Origin of the sequence: Citrobacter sp. U14242 (assembly GCF_046555775.1) — a bacterium.
Taxonomy (GTDB): domain Bacteria; phylum Pseudomonadota; class Gammaproteobacteria; order Enterobacterales; family Enterobacteriaceae; genus Citrobacter.
Genome location: NZ_JBKGLW010000012.1, coordinates 135,689 through 161,869, shown reverse-complemented (window position 1 = coordinate 161,869; position 26,181 = coordinate 135,689). Strand labels below are relative to the sequence as shown.

Annotated in this window: 27 protein-coding genes, 1 rRNA gene and 1 other annotated feature; of the genes, 14 read left to right on the top strand and 14 right to left on the bottom strand. The window is 50.3% G+C overall.

What is annotated here, in order from left to right; all coding sequences use genetic code 11:
• The 4 genes from ACLJXE_RS19900 to rluD form a co-directional block, all read right to left on the bottom strand.
• Positions 1-1,133 (bottom strand): 16S ribosomal RNA (locus tag ACLJXE_RS19900); the annotation flags it as partial.
• A 442-nt stretch (positions 1,134-1,575) separates the two neighbouring features.
• Positions 1,576-4,149, bottom strand: coding sequence for an ATP-dependent chaperone ClpB (gene clpB / locus ACLJXE_RS19895; RefSeq protein ID WP_410751795.1), 2,574 nt, complete (start codon positions 4,147-4,149; stop codon positions 1,576-1,578).
• A 129-nt stretch (positions 4,150-4,278) separates the two neighbouring features.
• On the bottom strand, positions 4,279-5,010 hold the full coding sequence (gene yfiH, locus ACLJXE_RS19890) for a purine nucleoside phosphorylase YfiH (protein WP_410751794.1): 732 nt from the start codon (positions 5,008-5,010) through the stop codon (positions 4,279-4,281).
• Positions 5,007-5,987, bottom strand: coding sequence for a 23S rRNA pseudouridine(1911/1915/1917) synthase RluD (rluD, locus tag ACLJXE_RS19885; protein ID WP_271442429.1), 981 nt, complete (start codon positions 5,985-5,987; stop codon positions 5,007-5,009). The genes yfiH and rluD overlap by 4 nt, the downstream gene beginning before the upstream one ends.
• Before the next feature lie 131 nt (positions 5,988-6,118).
• Between rluD and bamD the strand changes: the two genes are divergently transcribed.
• The 4 genes from bamD to pheA all read left to right on the top strand — a co-directional run bounded on the left by bamD (position 6,119) and on the right by pheA (position 8,875).
• Positions 6,119-6,856 (top strand): outer membrane protein assembly factor BamD, encoded by a 738-nt coding sequence (gene bamD / locus ACLJXE_RS19880; protein WP_005130417.1) that lies wholly within the window; start codon positions 6,119-6,121, stop codon positions 6,854-6,856.
• Between the two features lie 269 nt (positions 6,857-7,125).
• Positions 7,126-7,464: a ribosome-associated translation inhibitor RaiA gene (gene raiA / locus ACLJXE_RS19875; RefSeq protein ID WP_271442428.1), complete on the top strand. Its 339-nt coding sequence runs from the start codon at positions 7,126-7,128 to the stop codon at positions 7,462-7,464.
• 102 nt (positions 7,465-7,566) lie between these two features.
• Positions 7,567-7,692: a sequence feature (Phe leader region), on the top strand.
• Positions 7,568-7,615 (top strand): pheA operon leader peptide PheL, encoded by a 48-nt coding sequence (gene pheL, locus ACLJXE_RS19870; protein ID WP_100250063.1) that lies wholly within the window; start codon positions 7,568-7,570, stop codon positions 7,613-7,615. It overlaps the preceding feature by 48 nt.
• Positions 7,693-7,714: 22 nt before the next feature.
• Positions 7,715-8,875, top strand: a complete 1,161-nt coding sequence (gene pheA, locus ACLJXE_RS19865; RefSeq protein WP_410751793.1) for a bifunctional chorismate mutase/prephenate dehydratase — start codon at positions 7,715-7,717, stop codon at positions 8,873-8,875.
• Between the two features lie 41 nt (positions 8,876-8,916).
• On the opposite strand, the gene tyrA is transcribed toward pheA, so the two are convergent.
• Both tyrA and aroF read right to left on the bottom strand, forming a co-directional pair.
• The gene (gene tyrA, locus ACLJXE_RS19860; protein ID WP_410751792.1) at positions 8,917-10,038 is read right to left on the bottom strand and encodes a bifunctional chorismate mutase/prephenate dehydrogenase; all 1,122 of its coding nucleotides are present in this window, start codon (positions 10,036-10,038) and stop codon (positions 8,917-8,919) included.
• Between the two features lie 9 nt (positions 10,039-10,047).
• Positions 10,048-11,118: a 3-deoxy-7-phosphoheptulonate synthase AroF gene (gene aroF / locus ACLJXE_RS19855; RefSeq protein ID WP_286630521.1), complete on the bottom strand. Its 1,071-nt coding sequence runs from the start codon at positions 11,116-11,118 to the stop codon at positions 10,048-10,050.
• A gap of 213 nt (positions 11,119-11,331) precedes the next feature.
• Between aroF and ACLJXE_RS19850 the strand changes: the two genes are divergently transcribed.
• The 4 genes from ACLJXE_RS19850 to ACLJXE_RS19835 all read left to right on the top strand — a co-directional run bounded on the left by ACLJXE_RS19850 (position 11,332) and on the right by ACLJXE_RS19835 (position 14,097).
• Positions 11,332-11,706, top strand: a complete 375-nt coding sequence (locus tag ACLJXE_RS19850; protein WP_410751791.1) for a DUF2799 domain-containing protein — start codon at positions 11,332-11,334, stop codon at positions 11,704-11,706.
• A gap of 158 nt (positions 11,707-11,864) precedes the next feature.
• Positions 11,865-12,383, top strand: coding sequence for a YfiR family protein (locus ACLJXE_RS19845; protein WP_040234078.1), 519 nt, complete (start codon positions 11,865-11,867; stop codon positions 12,381-12,383).
• Complete coding sequence (dgcN, locus tag ACLJXE_RS19840) at positions 12,376-13,602, top strand: diguanylate cyclase DgcN (RefSeq protein ID WP_410751790.1); 1,227 nt, start codon at positions 12,376-12,378, stop codon at positions 13,600-13,602. Before ACLJXE_RS19845 ends, dgcN begins: the two co-directional genes overlap by 8 nt.
• Before the next feature lie 12 nt (positions 13,603-13,614).
• The gene (locus ACLJXE_RS19835; protein WP_045446366.1) at positions 13,615-14,097 is read left to right on the top strand and encodes an OmpA family protein; all 483 of its coding nucleotides are present in this window, start codon (positions 13,615-13,617) and stop codon (positions 14,095-14,097) included.
• 251 nt (positions 14,098-14,348) lie between these two features.
• Here the strand turns inward: ACLJXE_RS19835 and rplS are convergent, their stop codons facing one another.
• The 5 genes from rplS to ffh all read right to left on the bottom strand — a co-directional run bounded on the left by rplS (position 14,349) and on the right by ffh (position 17,996).
• A complete protein-coding gene (gene rplS, locus ACLJXE_RS19830) occupies positions 14,349-14,696 on the bottom strand; it encodes a 50S ribosomal protein L19 (RefSeq protein WP_002914145.1) in 348 nt (115 codons plus the stop codon).
• Between the two features lie 41 nt (positions 14,697-14,737).
• Complete coding sequence (trmD, locus tag ACLJXE_RS19825) at positions 14,738-15,505, bottom strand: tRNA (guanosine(37)-N1)-methyltransferase TrmD (RefSeq protein WP_005130430.1); 768 nt, start codon at positions 15,503-15,505, stop codon at positions 14,738-14,740.
• Between the two features lie 44 nt (positions 15,506-15,549).
• Positions 15,550-16,098: a ribosome maturation factor RimM gene (gene rimM, locus ACLJXE_RS19820; protein WP_003031230.1), complete on the bottom strand. Its 549-nt coding sequence runs from the start codon at positions 16,096-16,098 to the stop codon at positions 15,550-15,552.
• An 18-nt stretch (positions 16,099-16,116) separates the two neighbouring features.
• A complete protein-coding gene (rpsP, locus tag ACLJXE_RS19815) occupies positions 16,117-16,365 on the bottom strand; it encodes a 30S ribosomal protein S16 (protein ID WP_003031228.1) in 249 nt (82 codons plus the stop codon).
• Positions 16,366-16,634: 269 nt separating this feature from the next.
• A complete protein-coding gene (gene ffh / locus ACLJXE_RS19810; RefSeq protein WP_271442422.1) occupies positions 16,635-17,996 on the bottom strand; it encodes a signal recognition particle protein in 1,362 nt (453 codons plus the stop codon).
• Between the two features lie 165 nt (positions 17,997-18,161).
• On the opposite strand from ffh, the gene ACLJXE_RS19805 reads away from it, so the two are divergent.
• Positions 18,162-18,953, top strand: coding sequence for an inner membrane protein YpjD (locus ACLJXE_RS19805; RefSeq protein WP_410751789.1), 792 nt, complete (start codon positions 18,162-18,164; stop codon positions 18,951-18,953).
• 18 nt (positions 18,954-18,971) lie between these two features.
• A complete protein-coding gene (locus ACLJXE_RS19800) occupies positions 18,972-20,261 on the top strand; it encodes an HlyC/CorC family transporter (RefSeq protein ID WP_286630517.1) in 1,290 nt (429 codons plus the stop codon).
• A 49-nt stretch (positions 20,262-20,310) separates the two neighbouring features.
• Here the strand turns inward: ACLJXE_RS19800 and grpE are convergent, their stop codons facing one another.
• A complete protein-coding gene (gene grpE / locus ACLJXE_RS19795; protein ID WP_410751788.1) occupies positions 20,311-20,904 on the bottom strand; it encodes a nucleotide exchange factor GrpE in 594 nt (197 codons plus the stop codon).
• Positions 20,905-21,025: 121 nt separating this feature from the next.
• On the opposite strand from grpE, the gene nadK reads away from it, so the two are divergent.
• The 3 genes from nadK to bamE all read left to right on the top strand — a co-directional run bounded on the left by nadK (position 21,026) and on the right by bamE (position 24,145).
• Positions 21,026-21,904, top strand: coding sequence for an NAD(+) kinase (gene nadK / locus ACLJXE_RS19790; protein WP_137383492.1), 879 nt, complete (start codon positions 21,026-21,028; stop codon positions 21,902-21,904).
• An 85-nt stretch (positions 21,905-21,989) separates the two neighbouring features.
• Positions 21,990-23,651, top strand: coding sequence for a DNA repair protein RecN (gene recN, locus ACLJXE_RS19785; RefSeq protein ID WP_410751787.1), 1,662 nt, complete (start codon positions 21,990-21,992; stop codon positions 23,649-23,651).
• A gap of 149 nt (positions 23,652-23,800) precedes the next feature.
• Entirely contained in the window at positions 23,801-24,145 is a 345-nt protein-coding gene (gene bamE, locus ACLJXE_RS19780) for an outer membrane protein assembly factor BamE (protein WP_003826401.1), read from the top strand.
• 156 nt (positions 24,146-24,301) lie between these two features.
• Here bamE and ACLJXE_RS19775 read toward each other — a convergent pair whose 3' ends face one another.
• Both ACLJXE_RS19775 and ratA read right to left on the bottom strand, forming a co-directional pair.
• A complete protein-coding gene (locus ACLJXE_RS19775; RefSeq protein WP_410751786.1) occupies positions 24,302-24,604 on the bottom strand; it encodes an RnfH family protein in 303 nt (100 codons plus the stop codon).
• The gene (ratA, locus tag ACLJXE_RS19770) at positions 24,594-25,037 is read right to left on the bottom strand and encodes a type II toxin-antitoxin system toxin RatA (RefSeq protein ID WP_040234063.1); all 444 of its coding nucleotides are present in this window, start codon (positions 25,035-25,037) and stop codon (positions 24,594-24,596) included. Before ratA ends, ACLJXE_RS19775 begins: the two co-directional genes overlap by 11 nt.
• Positions 25,038-25,191: 154 nt before the next feature.
• Here ratA and smpB point away from each other — a divergent pair, with 154 nt between their 5' ends.
• Entirely contained in the window at positions 25,192-25,674 is a 483-nt protein-coding gene (gene smpB, locus ACLJXE_RS19765) for an SsrA-binding protein SmpB (protein WP_003031211.1), read from the top strand.
• Positions 25,675-26,181 lie beyond the last annotated feature (507 nt).

Sequence of the window (26,181 nt, the reverse complement as noted above, 5' to 3'; positions counted from 1 at the left end):
CGCTGGCAACAAAGGATAAGGGTTGCGCTCGTTGCGGGACTTAACCCAACATTTCACAACACGAGCTGACGACAGCCATGCAGCACCTGTCTCAGAGTTCCCGAAGGCACCAAAGCATCTCTGCTAAGTTCTCTGGATGTCAAGAGTAGGTAAGGTTCTTCGCGTTGCATCGAATTAAACCACATGCTCCACCGCTTGTGCGGGCCCCCGTCAATTCATTTGAGTTTTAACCTTGCGGCCGTACTCCCCAGGCGGTCGACTTAACGCGTTAGCTCCGGAAGCCACGCCTCAAGGGCACAACCTCCAAGTCGACATCGTTTACGGCGTGGACTACCAGGGTATCTAATCCTGTTTGCTCCCCACGCTTTCGCACCTGAGCGTCAGTCTTTGTCCAGGGGGCCGCCTTCGCCACCGGTATTCCTCCAGATCTCTACGCATTTCACCGCTACACCTGGAATTCTACCCCCCTCTACAAGACTCTAGCCTGCCAGTTTCGGATGCAGTTCCCAGGTTGAGCCCGGGGATTTCACATCCGACTTGACAGACCGCCTGCGTGCGCTTTACGCCCAGTAATTCCGATTAACGCTTGCACCCTCCGTATTACCGCGGCTGCTGGCACGGAGTTAGCCGGTGCTTCTTCTGCGAGTAACGTCAATTGCTGAGGTTATTAACCTCAACACCTTCCTCCTCGCTGAAAGTACTTTACAACCCGAAGGCCTTCTTCATACACGCGGCATGGCTGCATCAGGCTTGCGCCCATTGTGCAATATTCCCCACTGCTGCCTCCCGTAGGAGTCTGGACCGTGTCTCAGTTCCAGTGTGGCTGGTCATCCTCTCAGACCAGCTAGGGATCGTCGCCTAGGTGAGCCGTTACCCCACCTACTAGCTAATCCCATCTGGGCACATCCGATGGCAAGAGGCCCGAAGGTCCCCCTCTTTGGTCTTGCGACGTTATGCGGTATTAGCTACCGTTTCCAGTAGTTATCCCCCTCCATCGGGCAGTTTCCCAGACATTACTCACCCGTCCGCCACTCGTCACCCAAGGAGCAAGCTCCTCTGTGCTACCGTTCGACTTGCATGTGTTAGGCCTGCCGCCAGCGTTCAATCTGAGCCATGATCAAACTCTTCAATTTAAGTTTGATGCTCAATGAATTAAACTTCGTAATGAATTACGTGTTCACTCGTTGAGACTTGGTATTCATTTTTCGTCTTGCGACGTTAAGAATCCGTATCTTCGAGTGCCCACACAGATTGTCTGATAAATTGTTAAAGAGCAGTGCCGCTTCGCTTTTTCTCAGCGGCGCGGGGTGTGCATATTACGCCATCCCGCTACGAAGTCAAGCATTTAATTTCGCTTTTCTTCGTGAGGTTCTCAGTGGAACCCCGCTGACCCGGCGGCATGTAATCCGTTGTTCCGTGTCAGTGGAGGCGCATTATAGGGAGTTATTTCAGGCTGACAAGTTAAATATACGAAAAACCTATCAAGCGATTATTTTTCAGCCGACATAGTCGTTTTCGCCTGGTTTTTAAACAAAAACGAGCCCCACAGGGCCCGTTTATTTTAGGTTTTGTGACTTACTGCACTGCCACAATACGATCGTCATTCACTTCCAGACGAATCGTTTTGCCTGGAATCAGCTCACCAGACAAAATTTGCTGTGCCAGTGGGTTTTCGATCTGCTGCTGGATAGCACGTTTCAATGGACGTGCACCATACACAGGGTCATAGCCATTCACACTCAGCAATTTAAGCGCTTCGTCAGAGATGTGGATTTCATAACCACGCTCTTCCAGACGTTTGTACAGACGCTGCAACTGAATCCTGGCAATAGAGGCAATATGTTTCTCACCCAGCGGGTGGAATACAACAACCTCATCTATACGGTTGATGAATTCCGGGCGGAAGTTCTGACTCACGACGCCCAGCACCATATCTTTCATATGGCTGTAATCCAGCTCACCGAAACGCTCCTGAATCAGATCTGAGCCCAGGTTCGAGGTCATAATGACAACCGTGTTACGGAAATCAACCGTTCTCCCCTGCCCGTCAGTCAAACGACCATCGTCAAGCACCTGCAGCAGAATGTTGAAGACATCCGGATGCGCTTTTTCTACTTCATCCAGCAGAATGACGGAATAAGGACGACGGCGCACCGCTTCCGTCAGGTATCCCCCCTCTTCATAACCGACATATCCCGGAGGCGCACCTACCAGACGAGATACCGAGTGTTTCTCCATAAACTCGGACATATCGATACGGACCATCGCATCGTCACTGTCGAACATAAAGTTCGCCAGTGCTTTGCACAGTTCGGTTTTACCGACACCAGTTGGTCCCAGGAACAAGAATGAGCCAATCGGACGATTCGGATCAGACAATCCTGCCCGGCTACGACGGATGGCGTTAGATACCGCTTCTACCGCTTCGTTCTGGCCGATCACGCGGCTGTGCAGATCCTGTTCCATTCGCAACAATTTTTCCCGCTCGCCTTCCAACATACGAGCCACCGGGATACCGGTCCAGCGCGCCAGCACTTCGGCGATCTCTGCATCCGTCACTTTATTACGCAGCAGACGCATAGTTTTACCTTCAGACTGGGTTGCAGCTTCCAGCTGTTTTTCCAGTTCCGGAATTTTGCCGTACTGCAGTTCAGACATGCGCGCCAGATCACCGACACGACGCGCCTGTTCGATAGCGATTTTTGCCTGTTCCAGCTCAGCCTTGATGGTTTGCGTGCCGGAGAGCGACGCTTTTTCAGCTTTCCACTCTTCTTCTAATTCTGAATACTGGCGCTCTTTGTCGTCCAGTTCTTCATTAAGCATATCAAGGCGTTTTTTACTTGCCTCATCAGACTCTTTCATTAACGCCTGCTGTTCCAGCTTGAGCTGGATAATACGGCGATCGAGTCTGTCGAGTTCTTCCGGCTTAGAGTCAATCTGCATACGGATACTGGACGCAGCTTCATCGATAAGGTCGATAGCTTTATCCGGCAACTGACGGTCAGCAATGTAGCGGTGAGACAACGTGGCAGCCGCAACAATTGCCGGGTCAGTAATCTGTACGTGGTGGTGCAGCTCGTAACGTTCTTTCAGACCACGCAAAATGGCGATGGTGTCTTCTACTGATGGCTCAGCCACAAACACTTTCTGGAAACGACGTTCCAGCGCCGCATCTTTTTCGATGTACTGGCGGTATTCATCAAGCGTGGTGGCCCCTACGCAGTGCAACTCCCCGCGCGCCAGTGCCGGTTTCAGCATGTTACCGGCGTCCATCGCGCCATCGGCTTTACCTGCACCGACCATAGTATGCAACTCATCGATAAACAGAATGACGTTGCCTTCCTGTTTCGAGAGATCGTTCAGCACACCTTTTAAACGTTCTTCAAACTCACCGCGATACTTCGCCCCGGCCACCAGCGCGCCCATATCCAGCGCCAGGACACGACGACCTTTTAACCCTTCAGGTACTTCACCGTTAATGATTCGCTGTGCTAACCCCTCGACGATAGCGGTTTTACCAACACCTGGCTCACCGATCAAAACCGGGTTGTTTTTAGTACGACGTTGCAGCACCTGAATCGTACGGCGAATTTCTTCATCACGACCGATAACCGGATCGAGCTTGCCTTGTTCGGCGCGTTCGGTCAGGTCTACAGTATATTTTTTCAAGGCCTGACGTTGGTCTTCAGCCCCCTGGTCATTCACGCTTTCACCTCCACGCATTTGTTCAATTGCCTGAGTGATATTGGCGGTTGTCGCTCCTGCTGATTTTAATAAATCGGTCAGCGTACCGCGCGACTCAAGCGCCGCCAGAACGAACAGTTCTGACGAAATGAAATTGTCTCCACGTTTTTGCGCCAGCTTGTCGCAAAGATTCAGTGCACGCACCAGATCCTGAGAAGGCTGAACATCACCACCGGTACCTTCTACCTGTGGTAAACGGCTCAATGCCTGATCAATCGCTGTGCGTAACTGGCCAGCATTAATGCCAGCGGACGTTAACAAAGGACGAACCGATCCCCCTTCCTGATTCAGCAAGGCGCTCATTAGATGAAGTGGTTCGATGAATTGGTTGTCGTGCCCCAGTGCGAGTGACTGGGCATCGGCAAGAGCAAGCTGGAATTTATTAGTAAGACGATCCAGACGCATAACTCCTCCCATAACAGGTCAAAATTGCTACTGGAGATTAAATGAGGTCATCCCTCAATTATTCAAGGTGAATGACCTGAATTATGTGAAAAGAAAATTACACGTACCGGATCGTCTTGATTCTTTAGGTTATATCAGCCAAATAAAACTTGCCATACGACCCGTGGTATTGTCGCGACGATAAGAGAAGAACGTCTCACTTTCGCTGAAGGTGCAATGGTCACCACCGTAGACGTTCTCTACCCCCACATTTGCCAGACGTTGACGTGCAAGCTGATAGATATCCGCCAGATATTTTTCACCACGCGGCACAAATGCACTGTCAGCTTGCGGATCTTTTGCCATAAACGCGGTGCGAACTTCTGCACCTACCTCAAATGCGATCGGACCTATCGCCGGCCCTAACCAGGCAATAATGTTTTCCGGTTTGTCGGCAAAGCACGCCACAGTTTCTTCCAGCACACCTTCACATAACCCGCGCCAGCCCGCATGGGCCGCCGCCACTTCTGTTCCAGCACGATTACAAAACAGCACCGGCAGACAGTCCGCCGTCATCACCGCACATACGGTGCCTGGCGTATTACTGTAGGACGCATCTGCACGTTTAGATAAGTATGGCCCGCCGCTTAATTTCAGGACGTCTTTACCGTGTACCTGTTCAAGCCAGACGGGTTTCGAAGGCAGATTGCCCGCAGCAAACAGCCGCTTGCGGTTCTCTTCCACATGCTCCGGGTTATCGCCACAATGGGCACCCAGGTTCAGCGAATCATAAGGCGACATACTGACGCCGCCAATGCGGGTAGAACTACAGGCCGCGACACCCTGAGGTATCGGCCACTGCGGGACAATTAGCTTACTCATAACCAGGCAACATCATCCTTATGCTCTTCGAAATCAGCGCGCATCACTTCGATAAGCTCCACCATATCTTGCGGAATTGGCGCATGCCATTCCATCTCGATACCGGAAATCGGATGATACAAACGCAACATGGTCGCGTGCAGCGCCTGACGGTCAAACTTACGCAGCACGGAGATAAACTCGTCAGAAGCGCCTTTCGGCGGGCGCGGACGACCGCCGTAGACCTGATCGCCCACCAGCGGATGGGTGATATGCGCCATGTGCACGCGGATCTGGTGCGTACGTCCGGTTTCCAGACGCAACCGCAGACGCGTGTGCACACGGAAATGCTCCATAATGCGATAGTGCGTTACCGCAGGTTTCCCCATTGGATGCACTGACATATGCGTACGTTTGGTTGGATGACGGCTGATCGGTTCTTCGACCGTACCGCCCGCTGTCATATGGCCAATCGCCACGGCTTCATACTCACGAGTGATTTCGCGCAGCTGCAATGACTCAACCAGGCGTGTTTGCGCGGGGACTGTTTTTGCCACAACCATAAGCCCGGTTGTGTCTTTATCCAGACGGTGCACAATACCGGCTCGTGGAACATCCGCAATGGGCGGGTAGTAATGCAGCAACGCATTCAAGACCGTACCATCAGGATTGCCCGCACCCGGATGTACCACCAGGTCACGTGGTTTGTTGATGACGAGAATATCGTCATCTTCATAAACGATATCCAGCGGGATATCCTGAGCTTCAAAACGAATCTCTTCATCAATTTCAGCATTGATGGAGACACGCTCTCCACCTAACACCTTTTCTTTTGGCTTATCGCAAAGATTGCCATTTACCAGTACGCGCTGGTCGAGGATCCATTCTTTTATGCGCGATCGCGAATAATCAGGGAACAATTCGGCCAAAGCCTGATCTAAGCGTTGACCAAGCTGATTTTCGGAGACTGTTGCGGTGAGTTCTACTCGTTGTGCCATAAACTGCTTCTTCGTTTAACGTTGGGTTTTACGGCTTTGCCGTTTAATATAGTGTGCTATTGTAGCTGGTCTTAACCGGGAGCAGGAACAGAGAATCTCCCGTATAACATTTTGAGGAAAGTCAAAACGTCATGACGCGCATGAAATATCTGGTGGCAGCAGCCACGTTGAGCCTGTTTTTGGCGGGTTGCTCTGGTTCAAAGGAAGAGGTGCCCGATAATCCGCCAAATGAAATCTACGCGACTGCTCAGCAAAAGCTGCAGGACGGTAACTGGAAACAGGCAATAACGCAATTGGAAGCGTTGGATAACCGTTATCCATTTGGACCGTATTCCCAGCAGGTGCAATTAGATCTCATCTACGCCTACTACAAAAACGCCGATCTGCCACTTGCTCAGGCGGCTATCGATCGTTTTATTCGTCTGAACCCGACTCACCCGAACATTGATTATGTCATGTACATGCGTGGCCTGACCAATATGGCGCTGGACGATAGCGCACTGCAAGGATTCTTTGGCGTCGATCGTAGCGATCGCGATCCACAGCATGCCCGAGCTGCGTTTAATGACTTTTCCAAACTGGTTCGTGGTTATCCGAACAGCCAGTACACAACCGATGCCACTAAGCGTCTGGTGTTCCTGAAAGATCGTCTGGCGAAGTATGAATACTCTGTTGCTGAGTACTATACCGCCCGTGGCGCATGGGTTGCCGTCGTGAACCGTGTGGAAGGTATGCTGCGTGACTATCCGGATACCCAGGCAACACGTGATGCCCTGCCGTTAATGGAAAACGCTTATCGCCAGATGCAGATGAATGCCCAGGCAGAAAAAGTAGCGAAAATCATTGCCGCTAACAGCAGCAACACCTGATTGACCTCATAATGCAAAACGGCAGCCTTTGGGCTGCCGTTTTTTTATCCGTTAAGGCCACAACTGAAGCGGTTTAGCTGCGACGCATCCTATCAAATATGGCCTGCTTTCAGGTATTCCTCAAGTAAAAAATCGCCTGTTCCTGCTGTGCCTCACAAAAAGGTTTTCTTGACAAAAAGCGACAAAATAATGTGATCTAAATCACACATTTTGACATTAGGAACGGTATGCTGGAATCACCAAGACGGGAAAGACAAGAGGTAAAATTTATGACAATGAACATTACCAGTAAACAAATGGAAATTACTCCGGCAATTCGCCAGCATGTCGCAGACCGTCTCTCCAAACTGGATAAATGGCAAACTCATCTGATTAATCCACATATCATTCTGTCTAAGGAGCCACAGGGTTTCATTGCTGATGCCACCATCAATACCCCGAATGGACATCTGGTCGCCAGCGCAAAACACGAGGATATGTACACCGCCATTAACGATTTGATCAACAAGCTGGAACGGCAGCTCAATAAAGTGCAGCACAAAGGCGAAGCCCGTCGTGCAACAACTTCAGTAAAAGACGCCAACTTCGTCGAAGCAGAAGAAGAGTAGTCCCTTACATTGAGTGTATCGCCAACGCGCCTTCGGGCGCGTTTTTTGTTGACAGGGTGAAAACAGTACGGGTACTTTACTGATGTAGCCAAAGGAAAATAACATGAAACTTGTCCCGTTCTTCTTCGCATTCTTTTTTACCTTCCCCTGAATGGGAGGCGTTTCGTCGTGTGATAAAGAATGCGAAGACGAACAATAAGGCCTCCCAAACCGGGGGGCCTTTTTTATTGATAACAAGAAAGGCAACACTATGACATCGGAAAACCCGTTACTGGCGCTGCGAGAAAAGATCAGCTCGCTGGATGAAAAATTACTGGCCCTGCTGGCAGAACGACGTGGTCTGGCGGTAGAAGTCGGCAAAGCAAAGCTGCTTTCTCATCGTCCGGTGCGCGATATTGATCGGGAACGCGACCTGCTGGACCGTTTAATTCAGCTTGGTAAAGCACATCACCTCGATGCCCACTACATCACGCGCTTGTTCCAACTTATTATCGAAGACTCCGTCCTGACCCAGCAGGCACTCCTTCAGCAGCATCTGAATAAGATCAACCCGCATTCTGCTCGTGTTGCCTTCCTGGGACCAAAAGGTTCTTACTCACACCTTGCAGCACGTCAGTACGCCGCACGTCATTTTGAGCAGTTTATTGAAAGCGGCTGCGCGAAATTTGCCGATATTTTTAATCAGGTTGAAACCGGACAGGCAGACTACGCGGTAGTGCCTATTGAAAACACCAGTTCCGGTGCAATTAATGACGTTTACGATCTGCTGCAGCACACCAGCCTCTCTATCGTCGGAGAGATGACGATTACTATCGACCATTGCGTACTGGTGTCGGGAACAACCGATCTGGAGAGCATCGACACGGTATACAGCCACCCGCAACCGTTCCAGCAGTGCAGCAAGTTCCTGAACCGCTACCCGCACTGGAAGATTGAATACACTGAAAGCACTTCAGCTGCGATGGAAAAAGTCGCCCAGGCTAACTCGCCACGCGTGGCAGCCCTGGGGAGCGAAGCCGGTGGTGTACTGCATGGTCTGCAGGTACTTGAGCATATTGAAGCTAATCAGACGCAAAACATTACCCGCTTCGTGGTACTGGCACGCAAAGCAATCAATGTTTCCGATCAGGTTCCAGCGAAAACAACGTTGCTGATGGCGACAGGACAACAGGCAGGTGCGCTGGTTGAAGCGCTGCTGGTACTGCGTAACCATAATCTGATTATGACCAAGCTGGAATCACGCCCGATTCACGGCAACCCGTGGGAAGAGATGTTTTATCTCGATATCCAGGCCAACCTGGAGTCGCCGGAGATACAGAAAGCGCTGAAAGAGTTGGGCGAAATAACCCGTTCGATGAAAGTACTTGGCTGTTATCCCAGTGAGAATGTCGTGCCGGTCGATCCGAGCTAAAATGTGAGGATGCCGGATAGCGCTGCCATCCGGCATTTTACTTACTGGCGACTGTCGTTAGCCTGGCGCAACAGAGTACGGCTTTCACTCTGAAAACGTTTAGCATAATCGCCAAACCAGTGCTCTACCTTACGGAAACTGTCGATAAAAGCCTGCTTATCACCCTGCTCCAGCAAACCAATCGCTTCACCAAAACGTTTATAATAACGTTTGATGAGCGCAAGATTACTCTCTGACGACATAATAATATCGGCATATAGCTGAGGATCCTGGGCAAACAGACGGCCAACCATCGCCAGTTCAAGACGATATATTGGCGAAGAGAGCGCCAGCAACTGCTCAAGCTGGACATTCTCTTCCGCTAAGTGCAACCCGTAAGCAAAGGTTGCGAAGTGGCGCAACGCCTGAATAAACGCCATATTCTGATCGTGTTCGACGGCGCTGATCCGATGCAATCGCGCGCCCCAGACCTGAATCTGTTCCAGGAACCATTGATAGGCTTCCGGCTGGCGTCCATCGCACCAGACAACCACCTGCTTTGCCAGACTTCCACTGTCCGGACCAAACATCGGGTGTAAACCCACAACCGGACCGTCGTGTGCCGCCAGCATCGCCTGCAGAGGACCATTTTTCACCGAGGCCAGATCGACCAGAATACAATCAGACGGCAGACGCGGTAATTTCGCGATTACCTGTTCGGTAACGTGGATCGGCACACTGATGATCACCATGCCGGCATCGGCGACGATCTCAGTAGCGCGATCCCAGTCCTGCTGTTCCAGGATCCGCACCTGATAGCCTGACAGAGTCAGCATCTTCTCAAACAGCCGCCCCATCTGTCCGCCACCACCGACGATCACCACCGGACGCAAAGAAGGGCAAAGCGTCTTAAAGCCTTTGTCATTCTCACTGGAATAAGACTCGCGCATAACCCGACGCAATACATCTTCGATCAGGTCTGGCGGCACCCCCAGTGCTTCAGCTTCTGCGCGGCGGGATGCCAACATCGTGGCTTCGCGCTCTGGTACGTAGATCGGCAGCCCAAAGCGGCTTTTGACTTCACCGACTTCGGCAACCAGCTCCAGACGGCGTGCCAGTAAGTCCAGCAACGCCTTATCAACTTCATCAATTTGATCGCGCAATGCGGTCAATTCAGCAACCATACCAACCTCTTATGCGACACGCGCCGTCAGCTGGCCGTTTAAATCTTGACTAATTTCACGCAGTAGCGCATCCGTCATTTCCCAGCTAATGCAGGCATCAGTTACAGAGACACCGTATTTCATTTCGCTGCGCGGCTGTTCGGAGGACTGGTTGCCTTCGTGAATATTACTTTCAATCATCAAGCCGATGATCGAGCGATTGCCATCTTTGATTTGTGCAATCACAGATTCAGCCACGGCTGGCTGGCGACGGTAATCTTTATTAGAATTACCATGACTGCAATCTACCATCAGAGAAGGTCGTAGTCCTGCCTGCTCCATCTCTTTTTCGCACTGGGCGACATCAGCCGGGCTGTAGTTCGGCGCTTTACCACCGCGCAGGATCACGTGCCCATCTGGGTTACCCTGCGTTTGCAGCAGTGCAACCTGCCCCGCCTGGTTAATACCCACAAAGCGGTGTGATTGTGCTGCGGCGCGCATGGCGTTAATTGCCGTCGCCAGGCTCCCATCGGTACCATTCTTAAAACCAACCGGCATGGAAAGACCAGAAGCCATTTCACGATGCGTCTGTGATTCAGTGGTACGCGCACCGATAGCTGACCAGCTAAACAGATCGCCCAGGTATTGCGGGCTGTTTGGATCTAACGCTTCTGTTGCCAGCGGTAGCCCCATATTCACCAATTCAAGCAGCAATTGACGCGCAATTTTCAGACCTGCTTCAACATCAAAAGAGCCATCCATATGAGGATCGTTAATCAACCCTTTCCAGCCGACGGTAGTACGGGGTTTTTCAAAATAGACGCGCATCACCAGGTAGAGGCTATCGCTGACCTCTGCGGCAAGGGCTTTAAATCGACGAGCGTACTCAATAGCCGCTTCAGGATCGTGAATCGAGCATGGACCACACACCACCAGCAGCCGCGGGTCGCGGCCAGAGATAATGTCTGAAATGGTTTTACGCGACTGAGCGATTTGCGCCTCCTGTACGAGGCTCAGCGGAAATTCCGCTTTAAGCTGCTCTGGGGTCATCAGAACCTGTTCGTCGGTAATGTGTACGTTGTTCAGCGCGTCTTTTTGCATGATGGTGATCCTGTTTAGCTCGTTTGCGATAGTTTTCCTCAGCGAGGAGGTAATCACGATAACACAACAGGTAAAGATTTCAATCCACATTCCGTAAATTTTTATTTACATCCAGCTGTTTTATCGCAAAAATACCGCAATACACCGTACATATAAATTTACACCCATCTATATATGAATCCGCTATGCTTTAAAAAAAGGGGAGAACAGGCAATGAAGCAACTCATCTGTACCTTATTTGTATTATTTCTCAGCGGATGTCAGATAGATCCCTATACTTTTTCCCCCACCTGGACAGGTACCGACTGGTTTGATGCCGGGATACAGGATGCCATTTCAGGCTATGTCGTTAAAGATAACGAGACACTTGCCGACAACTACAATGACCCAGAGGTCGATCGCGCCCAATATCTGAAGGGGTACGCCGAAGGACAAAAGAAAACCTGTCAGCAGAACTTTGTTTACGCGAGAGGATTAACCGGCAAAACCTTCCCTGCCAGTTGCGACACGGTAGACAATGTCAGCCAGTTACATGATGCCTGGCAAAAAGGAGCAAACGAAGGTGCGGCCTCAACAAGGTTAAACTAAACAAGAGCTTAAATTTTATAAATTAATAAGATTTAGCTTAAATACCCAATACACTCATTCCAGGAATAATGACGACCTGGGAAAATAATGTTATTTTGTTGCAAACAATCTTGAATGTATATCGACGCATTACGGCAAACGCTGGTAGGTACCTATTCATGAGCTTTTCTTACCGACTCATACTTCTACTGGCACTGCTTCTGACCGGATTACCTCTGTACGCTCACAGCGTTACGGAAGAGGCAAAATCTGTGCGCTCTATGGTTTCCGGTATCGTCAGTTATACACGCTGGCCCGCACTTTCAGGGCCGCCAAAACTGTGCATATTCTCTTCTTCGCGCTTTTCCAGCGTGCTGGAAGATACCCGTGCAGGAGCACTACCCTATCTTCCTGTCATCATTCATACGGAACAAGAAGTTTTAGTTGCGCAGTGTGATGGCTTTTATTTTGGAAAAGAAAGCCCTACATATCAGGCGGAATTAAAGAATAAATATCCTACTAAGGCATTGTTATTAATTGCCGAACAGAATCCCGAATGCGTTATTGGCAGCGCTTTTTGCCTCATAATTAAAGATGAAGACGTGAGATTTTCCGTAAATATGGATTCCCTGTCACGCAGCGGTGTAAGGGTGAGTCCGGACGTATTGATGCTTGCGCGGAATAAAAAGCATGAATAAGGGTCCTTCTCCCATAAAACGCCCAACGTTTAAGCGGACACTGCGGCGTATCAGCATCGTCAGCGTACTGGTAACCATGACGCTGATTTGGCTGCTGCTTAGCATTTCGTCGGTGCTGGCTTTGAAGCAATATGCACAAAAGAATCTGGATCTAACGGCAGCAACCATGACCCGCACGCTCGAAGCAGCATTAGTCTTTTCGGATAGCGTAGCAGCATCGGAAACGCTGGCTGCACTGGGACAGCAAGGGCAATTTTCAGTTGCAGAGGTCCGCAATCAACAGCAGAAAGTGATCGCCACCTGGCACTATGACGCGCAGGATACCACTGACAAAATCAGCAGCATCATCAGCCACTGGCTGTTCCCGCAACCGGTAACTCAGCCCATTTTACACAATGGCAACGTTATTGGTGAGGTGCGCTTGATTGCCCGCGATAGCGTTATTAGCCATTTCATTTATTTGTCGCTGGCCGTTCTTACCGGATGCATTTTACTGGCATCGGGTATTGCATTAATGCTTACTCGTTATTTACACAATGGCGTCGTGGACGCCCTGCAAAATATTACTGAAGTGGTACATGATGTTCGTACCAATCGGAATTTCTCGCGGCGCGTATCTGAAGAGCGGATTGAAGAATTTCATCTGTTTGCGCAGGACTTTAATAGCCTGCTGGATGAGATGGAAGAGTGGCAACTACGTCTCCAGGCAAAGAATGCGCAACTGTTGCGTACCGCGCTACATGACCCTTTGACCGGTCTTGCAAACCGTGCCGCATTTCGTAGCAGTATTAACGCACTGATGAACGACGACGCGGCCCACAGCAGCTCAGCGTTGTTATTCCTTGATGGCGATAATTTTAAATTTATTAATGATACCTGGGGACACGCTGCAGGCGATCGGGTCCTGATTGAAGTTGCCAAGAGGTTGGCCGAATTTGGTGGTAATCGGCATCACCCATACCGACTTGGCGGCGATGAATTTGCCATGGTGCTTTACAGCGTCCATTCTGAAGACGAAGTTCAACGTATCTGTGCGGCGTTGTCGCAAGAGTTTAATCGACCTTTTGACCTGCATAACGGTCACCTGGCAAGCATGACACTCAGTATTGGTTTTGCACTGACGTGGGAACATGCCTCTGCCGAGAAATTACAAGAACTTGCCGATCACAATATGTATCAGGCTAAAAATTTGCGCGCTGAGCGCATTATTAAAAAATAAGGAATTACACACATGCTAAAACGTTTATTATCCCCGTTTATTCTCATCATGCTAATTCTGGCAGGCTGTCAGGCACCTCAGGGGAAATTTACCCCAGAGCAAATTGCAGCCATGAAATCGTACGGATTCACTGAAGCTTCAGGAGACTGGTCTCTGGGTTTATCTGACACCATCCTGTTTGACAAAAACGACTATAAACTCCGCCCTGAAAGTGAAAAGCAAATCCAGGAAATGGCGTCCAAACTGGCTGCTACCGGGTTAAACCATGCTCGTCTGGATGGTCATACCGATAACTATGGTGAGGATAGCTACAACGAAGCTCTGTCGCTCAAACGAGCCAATGTGGTTGCAGATGCCTGGGCTCAGGGTGCCAACATTCCACGCACAAACCTGACAACCCAAGGGCTCGGGAAGAAATACCCGATTGCCAGTAACCAGACTTCAAAAGGGCGTGCCGAAAACCGCCGCGTTGCGGTAGTTATCAGTACACCTTAGTCATTACCAGGCTGGCTGCGCTAACAGCGAATACGACGTACTGAACTCGCGCAGTCAGTCGATTGCAATAACGAACGAAACACCCGCCTCACACGAACCTCACTGGTAGCATAACAATCGCCTTCCCGTTAAGCCTTAAACGCCCCAAAATCAATTACCGGCTAACCGCTGGCCAGGTGTTCTGTCGATATAAAAAAAGGGGCCAGCCAAATGGCCAGCCCCTTCTGTCAGGATGTCGCCTGAGCGATATCTTAGTTAAGACGCTCTTTGATACGAGCAGACTTACCAGTACGCTCACGCAGGTAGTACAGTTTAGCTTTACGAACAGCACCACGACGTTTAACAGCAATGCTGTCAACTACCGGAGAGTGAGTCTGGAAGACACGCTCAACGCCTTCGCCGTTGGAAATTTTACGAACAGTGAATGCAGAGTGCAGACCGCGGTTACGAATAGCGATAACCACGCCCTCGAATGCCTGCAGACGTTTTTTGGAACCTTCAACAACCCATACTTTCACTTCCACGGTATCACCCGGACGGAAGGAAGGTACGTCCTGCTTCATCTGTTCTTGTTCAAGTTGCTTAATAATGTTGCTCATAATTTAATCTCTTATCCTGGGTAAACTGATATTGGGGGGTCTCAGACCAGCCCATCATGTTTATGTTGCTGTTGTGCGTGTTCCTTTTTGAACTCCGCCAGCAACCTTGCTTGCTCTTCAGTCAGAGCCAGGTTTTCCAGAAGTTCAGGTCTTCTAAGCCAGGTCCGGCCCAGCGACTGCTTCAAACGCCAGCGACGTATTTCAGCGTGGTTTCCCGACAGTAATACCGCCGGTACCTCCATCTGTTCTAACACTTCAGGTCGGGTATAGTGTGGACAGTCCAGCAACCCGTCAGCAAACGAATCTTCGATTGCTGATGCTTCATGACCCAGAACGCCCGGAATAAACCGGGAAACGGAGTCAATCAGCGTCATTGCCGGTAACTCACCACCGCTGAGAACGTAATCGCCGATTGACCATTCTTCATCAATTTCGGTTTGAATCACGCGCTCATCTATTCCTTCATAGCGACCGCACACCAGAATCAACTTTTGATTCGTTGCCAGTTCGCTAACGCCCGCTTGATCAAGCTTGCGTCCCTGAGGTGACAGATAAATCACCTTTGCGCCTTCACCAGCCGCAGCTTTTGCTGCATGAATAGCATCCCGTAAAGGTTGCACCATCATTAACATCCCCGGTCCGCCGCCGTAAGGACGATCGTCCACGGTACGGTGCCGGTCATGCGTAAAGTCACGAGGACTCCAGCTCTGGATGTTCAGCAGGCCATTTTTTACTGCCCGGCCAGTTACCCCGTAATCGGTAATTGCGCGGAACATTTCTGGAAACAGGCTAACGATACCTATAAACACAAGCCAATCCCCATAACGCCGACTTTTACCGTTTATCCGGTGGTTTAAAAACCAGGATCCCAATCTACTTCGATAGTACGAGTAGCGAGATCGACTTTCTTGATAACCTGCCCATCGAGGAACGGTACTAAACGTTCCTTGATACCAAACGCATCTTTCAGGTTTGCCTTAATGACGATCACGTCATTCGATCCGGTTTCCATCATATCGACGACTTTTCCGAGATCGTAGCCTTCAGTGGTCACTACCTGGCAGCCCATAAGGTCTTTCCAGTAGTAGGAACCATCTTCCAGCGCAGGCAACTGCGAGGAATCCACGACAATTTCACAATTAGTCAGTAGATTCGCCGAATCACGATCGTCAACGCCTTTCAGCTTGATGATCAGATCCTGATTGTGGTGCTTCCAGCTTTCCAGCTGTACTTGCTGCCACTGACCCGCCTTCTGGATAAACCAGGGCTGATAGTCAAAAATGCTTTCGGCGTCTTCAGTGGAAGAAAACACTCTGAGCCAACCACGGATACCGTAAGAAGACCCCATTTTCCCCAAAACGATGGGTTCCACGGGTGCCTGTGCGGCGAGTTGCTTGCTCATCATGACCACCGTGACAGATTAAGCTGCTTTGTTTGCTGCTTTGATCAGCGTAGCTACGCGATCAGAAATAGTCGCGCCCTGGCCAACCCAGTGAGCGATGCGATCCAGATCCAGGCGAGTGCCTTCTTCTTTTTCGCTAGCGATCGGGTTAAAGAAGCCAACGCGCTCGATGAAGCGACCGTTGCGTGCATTACGGCTGTCGGTGACAACAACCTGGTAGAACGGACGCTTTTTAGCGCCGTGACGAGCTAAACGAATAGTTACCATAACATCCTCTTGTGTGAATAAAACACCGGGCCCCATCGAGGGAAGGGACCCGGTGTCATATTAAAAGCCCGAAAATTTTACTGATTTCTGAGAAAAAAGCAATCAGCATATGCTTCACATATGCCAAACAAGGGATATAAGGCGTATATCGGTGCAGCCAGTTTAGTTCCGGCGTGCGCGCAAAAAGCGGAGCGTACACGTAGTACGTGAGCATTTTGAGCACACCCCGGGGCTAAAATGGCAAACAAGATAGCCTTATGCCCTTGTTTTTAGCGACCAGGGAATCCAGGAGGCATCATCCCCTTCATATTCCGCATCATCTTCGCCATTCCGCCCTTCTTCATTTTCTTCATCATGCGCTGCATGTCGTCGAACTGTTTCAGAAGACGGTTAACGTCCTGTACCTGCATCCCGCAGCCCAGTGCGATACGGCGTTTGCGGGAACCTTTGATGATTTCCGGCTTAGCACGTTCTTTCATCGTCATCGAGTTGATGATGGCTTCCATACGCACCAGCACTTTATCGTCCATCTGCGATTTCACGTTGTCAGGGATCTGACCCATTCCCGGCAGTTTGCCCATCAGGCTGGCCATGCCGCCCATGTTTTTCATCTGCTTAAGCTGTTCAAGGAAATCGTTCAGATCGAAGCCGTCGCCTTTTTTCAGCTTGCTGGCTAATTTCTCTGCCTGTGCGCGGTCAACTTTGCTTTCGATATCTTCGATCAGCGACAGCACATCACCCATGCCGAGAATACGTGAGGCAATCCTGTCCGGGTGGAACGGCTCCAGCGCTTCCGTTTTCTCACCGACACCGAGGAATTTAATCGGCTTACCGGTGATATGACGAATAGACAGTGCCGCACCGCCACGGGCGTCACCGTCGACTTTAGTCAGTACCACACCGGTCAGCGGCAGTGCTTCGTTAAATGCTTTCGCAGTATTCGCAGCATCCTGACCCGTCATGGCATCGACAACAAACAGCGTTTCTACCGGATTGATAGACGCGTGGACCTGTTTGATTTCGTCCATCATCGCTTCATCAACGTGCAGACGACCAGCGGTATCCACCAGTAGCACGTCGTAGAATTTGAGTTTAGCCTCTTTCAGCGCGGCATTAACGATATCAATCGGCTTCTGACCGACATCAGAAGGGAAGAAGTCCACCCCGACCTGTTCGGCCAACGTTTCCAGCTGTTTGATCGCCGCCGGGCGATAGACGTCCGCGGAGACCACCAGGACTTTCTTCTTGTGCTTCTCGCGCAGGAATTTACCCAGCTTACCCACGCTGGTCGTTTTACCCGCCCCCTGCAGACCCGCCATCAACACTACTGCCGGTGGTTGGGCTGCCAGGTTCAGCGTCTGGTTCTCTTCGCCCATCGCCGCGACGAGTTCGTTACGAACAATCTTGACGAACTCCTGTCCCGGCGTCAGGCTTTTATTCACTTCATGACCAACCGCTTTCTCTTTTACGCGATTGATAAACTCACGCACTACCGGCAGCGCAACGTCAGCCTCCAGCAGCGCCATGCGCACTTCGCGCAGCGTCTCTTTAACGTTGTCTTCAGTAAGGCGCCCACGGCCACTGATATTGCGCAGCGTGCGCGACAAACGATCGGTTAAATTATCAAACATTGTCTCTCGCCTGGGGTGGAAACGGTCGGTCGCAACAGCGACACATCAACAGAAATTTGCCGCAGTATAACATGAAGCCGCCTTTGTTGTTATGCAACGGTTGGAGCAGAGGTCACGTAACGCTATACTGCTTTTCTTTATTCCTGGCCAACTGTCGACACCCATATGCCCGTTTTTGCTCTGTTAGCCCTTGTCGCCTATTCCGTCAGCCTTGCGCTGATCGTTCCCGCCCTGCTGCAAAAAAACAGCGGCTGGCGGCGTATGGCTATTCTTTCTGCGGTTATCGCGCTGGTCTGTCACGCGTTTGCCCTGGAAGCACGTATTCTGCCAGGTGGTGAAAGCGGACAAAACCTGAGCCTGCTGAACGTCGGTTCTCTGGTTAGCCTGATGATCTGTACGGTAATGACCATTGTGGCCTCGCGCAACCGCGGCTGGCTATTGCTACCGATCGTGTATGCATTTGCATTAATCAATCTGGCCTGCGCCACATTTATGCCCAACGAATACATCACCCACCTTGAAGCCACGCCGGGTATGATGGTCCACATCGGGCTATCGCTCTTATCCTATGCCACGCTGATTATTGCCGCACTGTATGCACTGCAGCTGGCGTGGATCGATTATCAGCTCAAAAATAAAAGGCTGGCGTTCAACAATGAAATGCCGCCATTGATGAGCATTGAGCGCAAAATGTTTCATATCACCCAGATAGGCGTGGTGCTGCTGACGCTGACACTGTGTACTGGCCTGTTTTATATGCACAACCTGTTCAGCACAGAAAATATTGATAAAGCCGTTCTGTCTATCGTGGCATGGTTTGTCTATATCGTTCTGTTGTGGGGGCATTACCATGAAGGCTGGCGCGGACGTCGTGTCGTCTGGTTTAACGTCGCAGGTGCAGGCATTCTGACGCTGGCCTATTTCGGCAGCCGCATCTTGCAGCAGTTTGTGAGTTAAGTTTTTTAAGGAACCTACGTGGAACACATCTCCACCACCACGCTTATTGTTACACTTCTCATCATGGTGGTTATTTCCGCCTATTTTTCCGGTTCCGAAACCGGAATGATGACCCTGAACCGCTACCGCCTGCGTCACCGGGCCAAGCAGGGTAATCGCCAGGCGAAGCGCGTTGAAAAATTACTCCGCAAGCCGGACCGCCTGATAAGCCTGGTGCTCATTGGCAATAATCTGGTCAACATCCTGGCCTCCGCGCTCGGCACTATCGTCGGTATGCGCCTGTATGGCGATGCGGGCGTGGCAATCGCCACCGGGGTACTGACCTTTGTGGTGCTGGTTTTTGCTGAAGTGCTGCCAAAAACCATCGCTGCGCTATATCCCGAAAAAGTCGCCTACCCCAGCAGTTTTTTACTGGCGCCATTGCAGATTCTGATGATGCCGCTGGTTTGGTTACTGAATACCATCACACGTCTGCTGATGCGGATGATGGGTATCAAAACAGATATCGTGGTAAGCGGTTCGCTGAGTAAAGATGAACTACGAACGCTGGTGAATGAATCGCGCTCGCAAATCTCTCGCCGTAACCAGGATATGCTACTGTCCGTGCTGGATCTGGAAAAAGTCAGCGTCGATGACATTATGATCCCGCGTAACGAAATCATCGGTATCGATATTAACGATGACTGGAAATCAATCGTCCGCCAACTTTCGCACTCCCCCCACGGGCGTATCGTGTTGTACCGCGACTCACTGGATGATGCCATTAGTATGTTGCGCGTCCGTGAAGCCTGGCGACTCATGGCCGAGAAAAAGGAGTTCACCAAAGAGACCATGCTACGCGCCGCCGACGAGATCTATTTTGTCCCGGAAGGTACCCCACTCAGCACTCAGTTGATCAAATTTCAGCGTAATAAGAAGAAGGTCGGCCTGGTGGTCAACGAATATGGCGATATTCAGGGGTTGGTCACAGTTGAAGATATTCTGGAGGAGATTGTCGGTGACTTCACCACGTCAATGTCCCCGACGCTTGCCGAAGAAGTCACGCCACAGAATGACGGCTCAGTGATTATTGATGGCAGCGCTAACGTTCGTGAAATCAATAAGGCTTTTAACTGGCATTTGCCGGAAGATGACGCGCGAACGGTAAACGGTATTATCCTTGAAGCACTGGAAGAAATCCCCGTTGCCGGCACGCGAGTGCGCATTGGTCAGTACGATATCGATATTCTCGATGTACAGGACAATATGATTAAGCAGGTGCAGGTATTGCCGGTCAAACCACTTCGCGAGAGCGTATCTGACCAGTGAGGATAATCCAGACCGGGTAACGCATCAGCACTACCCGGTCTGAAGCTGATTAGCTTTTTGCTTTCGCCACAGACACCATTGCAGCGCGAATGGTACGTCCGTTAAGGGTATAGCCTTTCTGCATTACCATCAGCACGTTACCGGCAGCAACGTCATCAGACTCGACCATTGCAATAGCCTGGTGTACGTTCGGGTCCATCGGCACATCGATATCCGCAACCACCTGCACGCCAAACTTCGCCACGACATCCAGCATCGACTTGCGGGTCAGTTCAATACCTTCAACCATCGCCGCCATCGCATCATTATCTTTGTTCGCCACTTCCAGCGCACGGTCCAGGCTATCCAGCACCGGCAGCAGTTCGTTGACGAATTTTTCCAGCGCGAACTTATGCGCTTTTTCTACGTCCAGTTCGGTACGACGGCGCAGGTTTTCCATTTCCGCTTTGATACGCAACACGCTGTCACGCTCGCGCGTTTCAGCTTCTGCAAGCTGAGCCTCCAGATTCGCAATCTTTTCATCGCGCGGATCCACCTGCTCAGCAGAAGCGTCTGACTCAACCGCCTCAACTTCTTCGTGCTGATCCATGATAATTTCTTCCGGGGCTTGCCCCTCAGGCGTTTTCTGTTCTTTACTACTCATGAATTTCTCCGCGTTTTTTCGCATTCATCTCGCTAACTTGGCTTATTATGGGGATCAGATTCAGGGATTCAAGGGAAGTACTCACATTGTCACTCATCTTCGTTACAAGGACCTCGAGAAAATGAACAAACATTTCAAGTGTATTGGCATTGTGGGGCATCCACGTCACCCCACTGCACTGACAACACATGAAATGCTCTACCGCTGGTTATGCACGAAAGGTTATGAGGTTATCGTGGAGCAACAAATCGCCCATGAGCTCCAACTGAAAAATGTGCAGACCGGTACGCTGGCAGAGATTGGTCAACAGGCGGACCTCGCGGTGGTTGTCGGTGGTGACGGCAATATGCTTGGGGCCGCACGCACGCTTGCGCGTTACGACATCAAGGTCATCGGGATTAACCGCGGTAACCTCGGTTTTCTGACCGATCTTGACCCGGACAATGCCCAACAGCAATTAGCCGATGTACTGGAAGGTCATTATATCAGCGAAAAACGTTTTTTACTTGAAGCACAGGTCTGCCAGCAGGACTGCCAGAAGCGCATCAGTACCGCAATCAATGAAGTGGTGTTGCATCCAGGCAAAGTTGCACACATGATTGAATTTGAAGTCTATATAGATGAAATTTTTGCCTTCTCTCAGCGTTCAGACGGATTGATTATCTCCACACCAACTGGGTCTACCGCCTACTCGCTGTCTGCCGGAGGTCCCATTCTCACACCTTCCCTGGATGCCATTACGCTGGTACCGATGTTCCCACATACGCTCTCCGCGCGCCCGCTGGTGATTAACAGCAACAGCACGATTCGCCTGCGCTTCTCGCACCGCCGTAATGACCTGGAGATCAGCTGCGACAGCCAGATTGCCTTACCTATACAGGAAGGCGAAGACGTATTGATTCGTCGCTGTGATTATCACCTGAATCTGATTCATCCAAAAGATTACAGCTATTTCAACACATTAAGCACTAAGTTAGGCTGGTCAAAAAAATTATTCTAATTTAACGCCAACCTCTTTACTGTATAAAAAACCAGTTTATACTGTATGTAATTACAGTTATGGTTTTTCATACAGGAAAACAACTATGTTGGCACAACTGACCATCAGCAATTTTGCTATCGTTCGTGAACTGGAGATCGATTTCCAAAGCGGAATGACCGTCATCACTGGTGAGACCGGCGCGGGTAAATCCATTGCCATTGATGCTCTCGGGTTGTGTCTGGGCGGGCGGGCAGATGCCGACATGGTGCGTACAGATGCCACTCGCGCCGATCTGTGTGCGCGTTTCTCTTTAAAAGACACTCCTGCGGCGCTACGCTGGCTGGAAGAAAACCAGCTTGAAGAAGGTCGTGAGTGTTTGTTACGCCGCGTCATCAGCAGCGACGGACGCTCCCGCGGCTTTATCAATGGCACAGCCGTTCCCCTGTCACAGCTTCGCGAACTGGGTCAGTTGCTGATTCAAATCCATGGCCAGCACGCGCATCAGCTCCTGACAAAATCGGAACACCAAAAGTCCCTGCTTGATGGTTACGCTAATGAAGCCTCGCTGATTCAGGAAATGTCCGCACGCTACCAGCTATGGCATCAGAGCTGCCGCGACCTGGCCCATCATCAGCAACAAAGCCAGGAACGCGCTGCCCGGGCAGAACTGTTGCAATATCAGTTAAAAGAGTTGAACGAATTTAACCCGCAGGTGGGCGAGTTTGAGCAAATTGATGAAGAGTACAAGCGTCTGGCTAACAGCGGGCAGTTGCTCACCACCAGCCAGCAAGCGCTGGCTATCATGGCCGATGGCGAAGACATTAACCTGCAAAGCCAGTTACACACAGCCAAACAGCTGGTCAGTGAACTGGTGGGCATGGACGGCAAGCTCTCCGGTATTCTGGACATGCTGGAAGAGGCGACTATTCAGCTCAGCGAAGCCAGCGACGAACTGCGACACTATTGTGATCGCCTGGATTTGGACCCTAATCGTTTGTTTGAGCTTGAACAGCGTATTTCTAAGCAAATCTCTCTGGCGCGTAAGCATCACGTCGCCCCTGAAGCATTGCCACAGTTTTACCAGTCCCTGCTTGATGAACAACAGCAGCTTGACGATCAGGCTGACTCGCTCGAAACCTTAACCCTGGCGGTAAACACGCACCACCAGCAGGCGCTGGAAACGGCAAAAATATTGCACCGCCAACGCCAGCATTACGCTCAGGAATTGGGGAAACTCATCACAGAAAGCATGCATGCTCTCTCAATGCCGCACGGACTCTTTTGCATCGATGTGAGGTTTGATGAACACCATCTGAGCATAGACGGAGCCGATCGCGTTGAATTTAAGGTCACCACGAACCCGGGCCAACCGCTGCAGCCGATTGCGAAAGTCGCTTCTGGTGGAGAACTGTCGCGTATCGCACTGGCCATTCAGGTGATTACTGCGCGTAAAATGGAAACCCCTGCACTGATTTTTGATGAAGTTGACGTTGGTATCAGTGGTCCGACGGCAGCGGTTGTGGGTAAGCTACTGCGCCAGTTGGGTGAATCAACTCAGGTGATGTGTGTCACCCACTTGCCACAGGTTGCGGGTTGCGGTCATCAGCATTTCTATGTCAGCAAAGAAACGGACGGCGCAATGACTGAAACACATATGCAGGCGCTGGATAAACGCGCACGTCTGCAGGAGCTCGCTCGCTTACTTGGCGGTAGCGAAGTCACGCGTAATACCCTCGCGAATGCAAAAGAACTGCTGGCAGCATAAACTTTTTTACCTTGCTAAGGTCTGAGTTCAACATAAAATCGCCGACTGACCTGACAGCAAAAGGTTTTAAAGTGGTGAAAGGTCTATTATCATCGGCATATTACATATGAGCCGCGTACTGCTCGGGCCCGAAAAGGAATCAAATCACTATGCGCTGTAAAACGCTGACTGCTGCTGCAGCAGTACTACTGATGTTGACCGCAGGCTGTTCCACTCTGGAGCGAGTGGTTTACCGCCCTGACATCAACCAGGGAAACTATCTGACACCTACTGATGTTGCTAAAGTACGTACGGGTATGACGCAACAACAGGTTGCTTATGCTCTGGGTACACCAATGATGTCCGATCCTTTTGGCACCAATACCTGGTTTTATGTGTTCCGTCAGCAGCCGGGACATGAAGGTGTGACGCAGCAAACGCTGACGCTGACCTTTAACAGCAGTGGTGTATTGACCAACATTGATAACAAACCTGCCCTGACCGACAACAAGTAGGTTTGAGAGAAAAAAAGGTGCTCAATGAGCACCTTTTTTATTAGCAAACGCGGTCCATACTATGTTGGATAGCAGCGTAAGCGCCTTACCAGACCTAAAAACTGCAATCTTTAAACGTATAGTGCAGTCCCTGCAGTCCTGATAAGCAAAGCGATATCAGGCATTACTTGGTTTGTTTGCCGATTTCTCTGCCCGCTGCCTGCGCAGTTCTTTCGGATCAGCAATCAACGGTCGATAGATTTCCACCCGATCGCCATCATGTACGACATCAGCAAGCTTTACCGGTCGGCTGTAGATGCCCACCTTATTTTTGCTGAGATCGATATCAGTACGTAGTTCCAGCAATCCAGAGGCGCGAATCGCTTCTTCGACGGTGGCGCCCTGCTGCAACGTCACGCGCTGTAGATACTGTTTCTCCGGCAGCGCGTACGCGACTTCAACGACAATCTTAGCCGACACTGACACTGTAAACCTCTTTTGCGCGAACCGTGAAGGCCTGCACCATGTTCGACGCCAGCTCTTTAAAGATACGGCCAAATGCCAGTTCGATCAGTTTATTCGTGAACTCAAAATCAAGATGAAATTCAATGCGACAGGCTTCCTGGCTCAGCGGCGTAAACTTCCAGCCCCCAATGAGTTTTTTGAACGGCCCATCGACCAGATGCATAAGGATGCTCTGGTTACTGGTCAGTTGATTACGCGTGGTGAACGTTTTGCTAATCCCTGCTTTAGAAACATCCACAGCCGCTGTCATCTGCCCCGGAGTCGACTCCAGGACACGGCTTCCGGTGCAACCCGGTAAAAACTGAGGATAGGATTTAACATCATTCACTAACTGATACATCTGTTCCGCACTGTAAGGTACTAAAGCGGTCCGGCTAATCTGAGGCATAACAATTTCCATCAATATCAATCGTGCAAATAATACCATTTATCATCCGCTAAAAAAAACGCTATAGCCCAACTCGTGCTAAGATAGCGCCTTGCGCCCCGCTGGATGAAATGGGGTGTTTTTCAATTCCAGATTACCTATACTGAGCGGCATTATGACGAAGAAAAAAGCACACAAACCTGGCTCAGCCACAATCGCGCTCAACAAGCGCGCACGACACGAATACTTTATCGAAGAAGAGTTCGAGGCTGGACTCGCACTGCAAGGCTGGGAAGTCAAATCCCTGCGCGCAGGAAAGGCCAATATTGGCGATAGCTATGTCATTCTCAAAGACGGCGAAGCGTTCCTGTTTGGCGCCAACTTCACGCCGATGGCCGTTGCCTCAACCCACGTCGTGTGTGACCCTACTCGCACCCGTAAGCTTCTGTTAAACCAACGCGAACTCGACTCCTTATATGGGCGCATGAATCGTGACGGTTACACCGTTGTGGCACTCTCTCTGTACTGGAAGAATGCCTGGTGCAAAGTCAAAATTGGTGTCGCAAAAGGGAAGAAACAGCACGACAAGCGTTCCGATGTAAAAGAACGTGAGTGGCAGCTGGACAAAGCTCGTATTATGAAAAATGCAGGTCGATAAATCCTTTCTCAGCAGCCAGTCTCTCATCACGAGGCTGGCCCTTATTGTTTAGTTATTGAACCCATCCATTATATTCACCAAAATTATAGTTTTTACACCGCTGAATCGTTAAAACCTAAAATAGCCCCCCATTATTTTATCGGGCCCATAGCTTAATAAAATAAAAGTTCAAGAGTGTATTGTTTATATTTTACACCTTATCAATAACACTATTATTACTGGTGTTTATTGACTTTATAAAGAACACCACAGAAGAAAAACAACCATACATACAGTGAGTTGCATTTCAACAGCAACCCAAACATGTACTGGAAAGTATCCTTTTCAATTACCTCAATGTATTTTTAATATAGATAATTTGCGTAATACATCCTTTCTGACTATATCATCTAATACGAAAGAACTATTCAGACTCAAGGGCCCTGACGTATTCGATAAACAAACTGATATCTGCGTGACTTAATCAATGAAATCACACGTGCAAACTCATCCATATGATGAACGGGC

Coding starts and splice junctions, on each gene's coding strand:
- rplS (WP_002914145.1), bottom strand. CDS start 14,696: ATGAGCAACATTATTAAGCAACTTGAACAAGAACAGATGAAGCAGGAC.
- recN (WP_410751787.1), top strand. CDS start 21,990: ATGTTGGCACAACTGACCATCAGCAATTTTGCTATCGTTCGTGAACTG.
- dgcN (WP_410751790.1), top strand. CDS start 12,376: ATGAATAAGGGTCCTTCTCCCATAAAACGCCCAACGTTTAAGCGGACA.
- clpB (WP_410751795.1), bottom strand. CDS start 4,149: ATGCGTCTGGATCGTCTTACTAATAAATTCCAGCTTGCTCTTGCCGAT.
- rpsP (WP_003031228.1), bottom strand. CDS start 16,365: ATGGTAACTATTCGTTTAGCTCGTCACGGCGCTAAAAAGCGTCCGTTC.
- grpE (WP_410751788.1), bottom strand. CDS start 20,904: ATGAGTAGTAAAGAACAGAAAACGCCTGAGGGGCAAGCCCCGGAAGAA.
- ACLJXE_RS19850 (WP_410751791.1), top strand. CDS start 11,332: ATGAAGCAACTCATCTGTACCTTATTTGTATTATTTCTCAGCGGATGT.
- aroF (WP_286630521.1), bottom strand. CDS start 11,118: ATGCAAAAAGACGCGCTGAACAACGTACACATTACCGACGAACAGGTT.
- tyrA (WP_410751792.1), bottom strand. CDS start 10,038: ATGGTTGCTGAATTGACCGCATTGCGCGATCAAATTGATGAAGTTGAT.
- ratA (WP_040234063.1), bottom strand. CDS start 25,037: ATGCCTCAGATTAGCCGGACCGCTTTAGTACCTTACAGTGCGGAACAG.
- ACLJXE_RS19805 (WP_410751789.1), top strand. CDS start 18,162: ATGCCCGTTTTTGCTCTGTTAGCCCTTGTCGCCTATTCCGTCAGCCTT.
- bamE (WP_003826401.1), top strand. CDS start 23,801: ATGCGCTGTAAAACGCTGACTGCTGCTGCAGCAGTACTACTGATGTTG.
- smpB (WP_003031211.1), top strand. CDS start 25,192: ATGACGAAGAAAAAAGCACACAAACCTGGCTCAGCCACAATCGCGCTC.
- yfiH (WP_410751794.1), bottom strand. CDS start 5,010: ATGAGTAAGCTAATTGTCCCGCAGTGGCCGATACCTCAGGGTGTCGCG.
- raiA (WP_271442428.1), top strand. CDS start 7,126: ATGACAATGAACATTACCAGTAAACAAATGGAAATTACTCCGGCAATT.
- rimM (WP_003031230.1), bottom strand. CDS start 16,098: ATGAGCAAGCAACTCGCCGCACAGGCACCCGTGGAACCCATCGTTTTG.
- bamD (WP_005130417.1), top strand. CDS start 6,119: ATGACGCGCATGAAATATCTGGTGGCAGCAGCCACGTTGAGCCTGTTT.
- ACLJXE_RS19835 (WP_045446366.1), top strand. CDS start 13,615: ATGCTAAAACGTTTATTATCCCCGTTTATTCTCATCATGCTAATTCTG.
- pheA (WP_410751793.1), top strand. CDS start 7,715: ATGACATCGGAAAACCCGTTACTGGCGCTGCGAGAAAAGATCAGCTCG.
- rluD (WP_271442429.1), bottom strand. CDS start 5,987: ATGGCACAACGAGTAGAACTCACCGCAACAGTCTCCGAAAATCAGCTT.
- ffh (WP_271442422.1), bottom strand. CDS start 17,996: ATGTTTGATAATTTAACCGATCGTTTGTCGCGCACGCTGCGCAATATC.
- ACLJXE_RS19845 (WP_040234078.1), top strand. CDS start 11,865: ATGAGCTTTTCTTACCGACTCATACTTCTACTGGCACTGCTTCTGACC.
- nadK (WP_137383492.1), top strand. CDS start 21,026: ATGAACAAACATTTCAAGTGTATTGGCATTGTGGGGCATCCACGTCAC.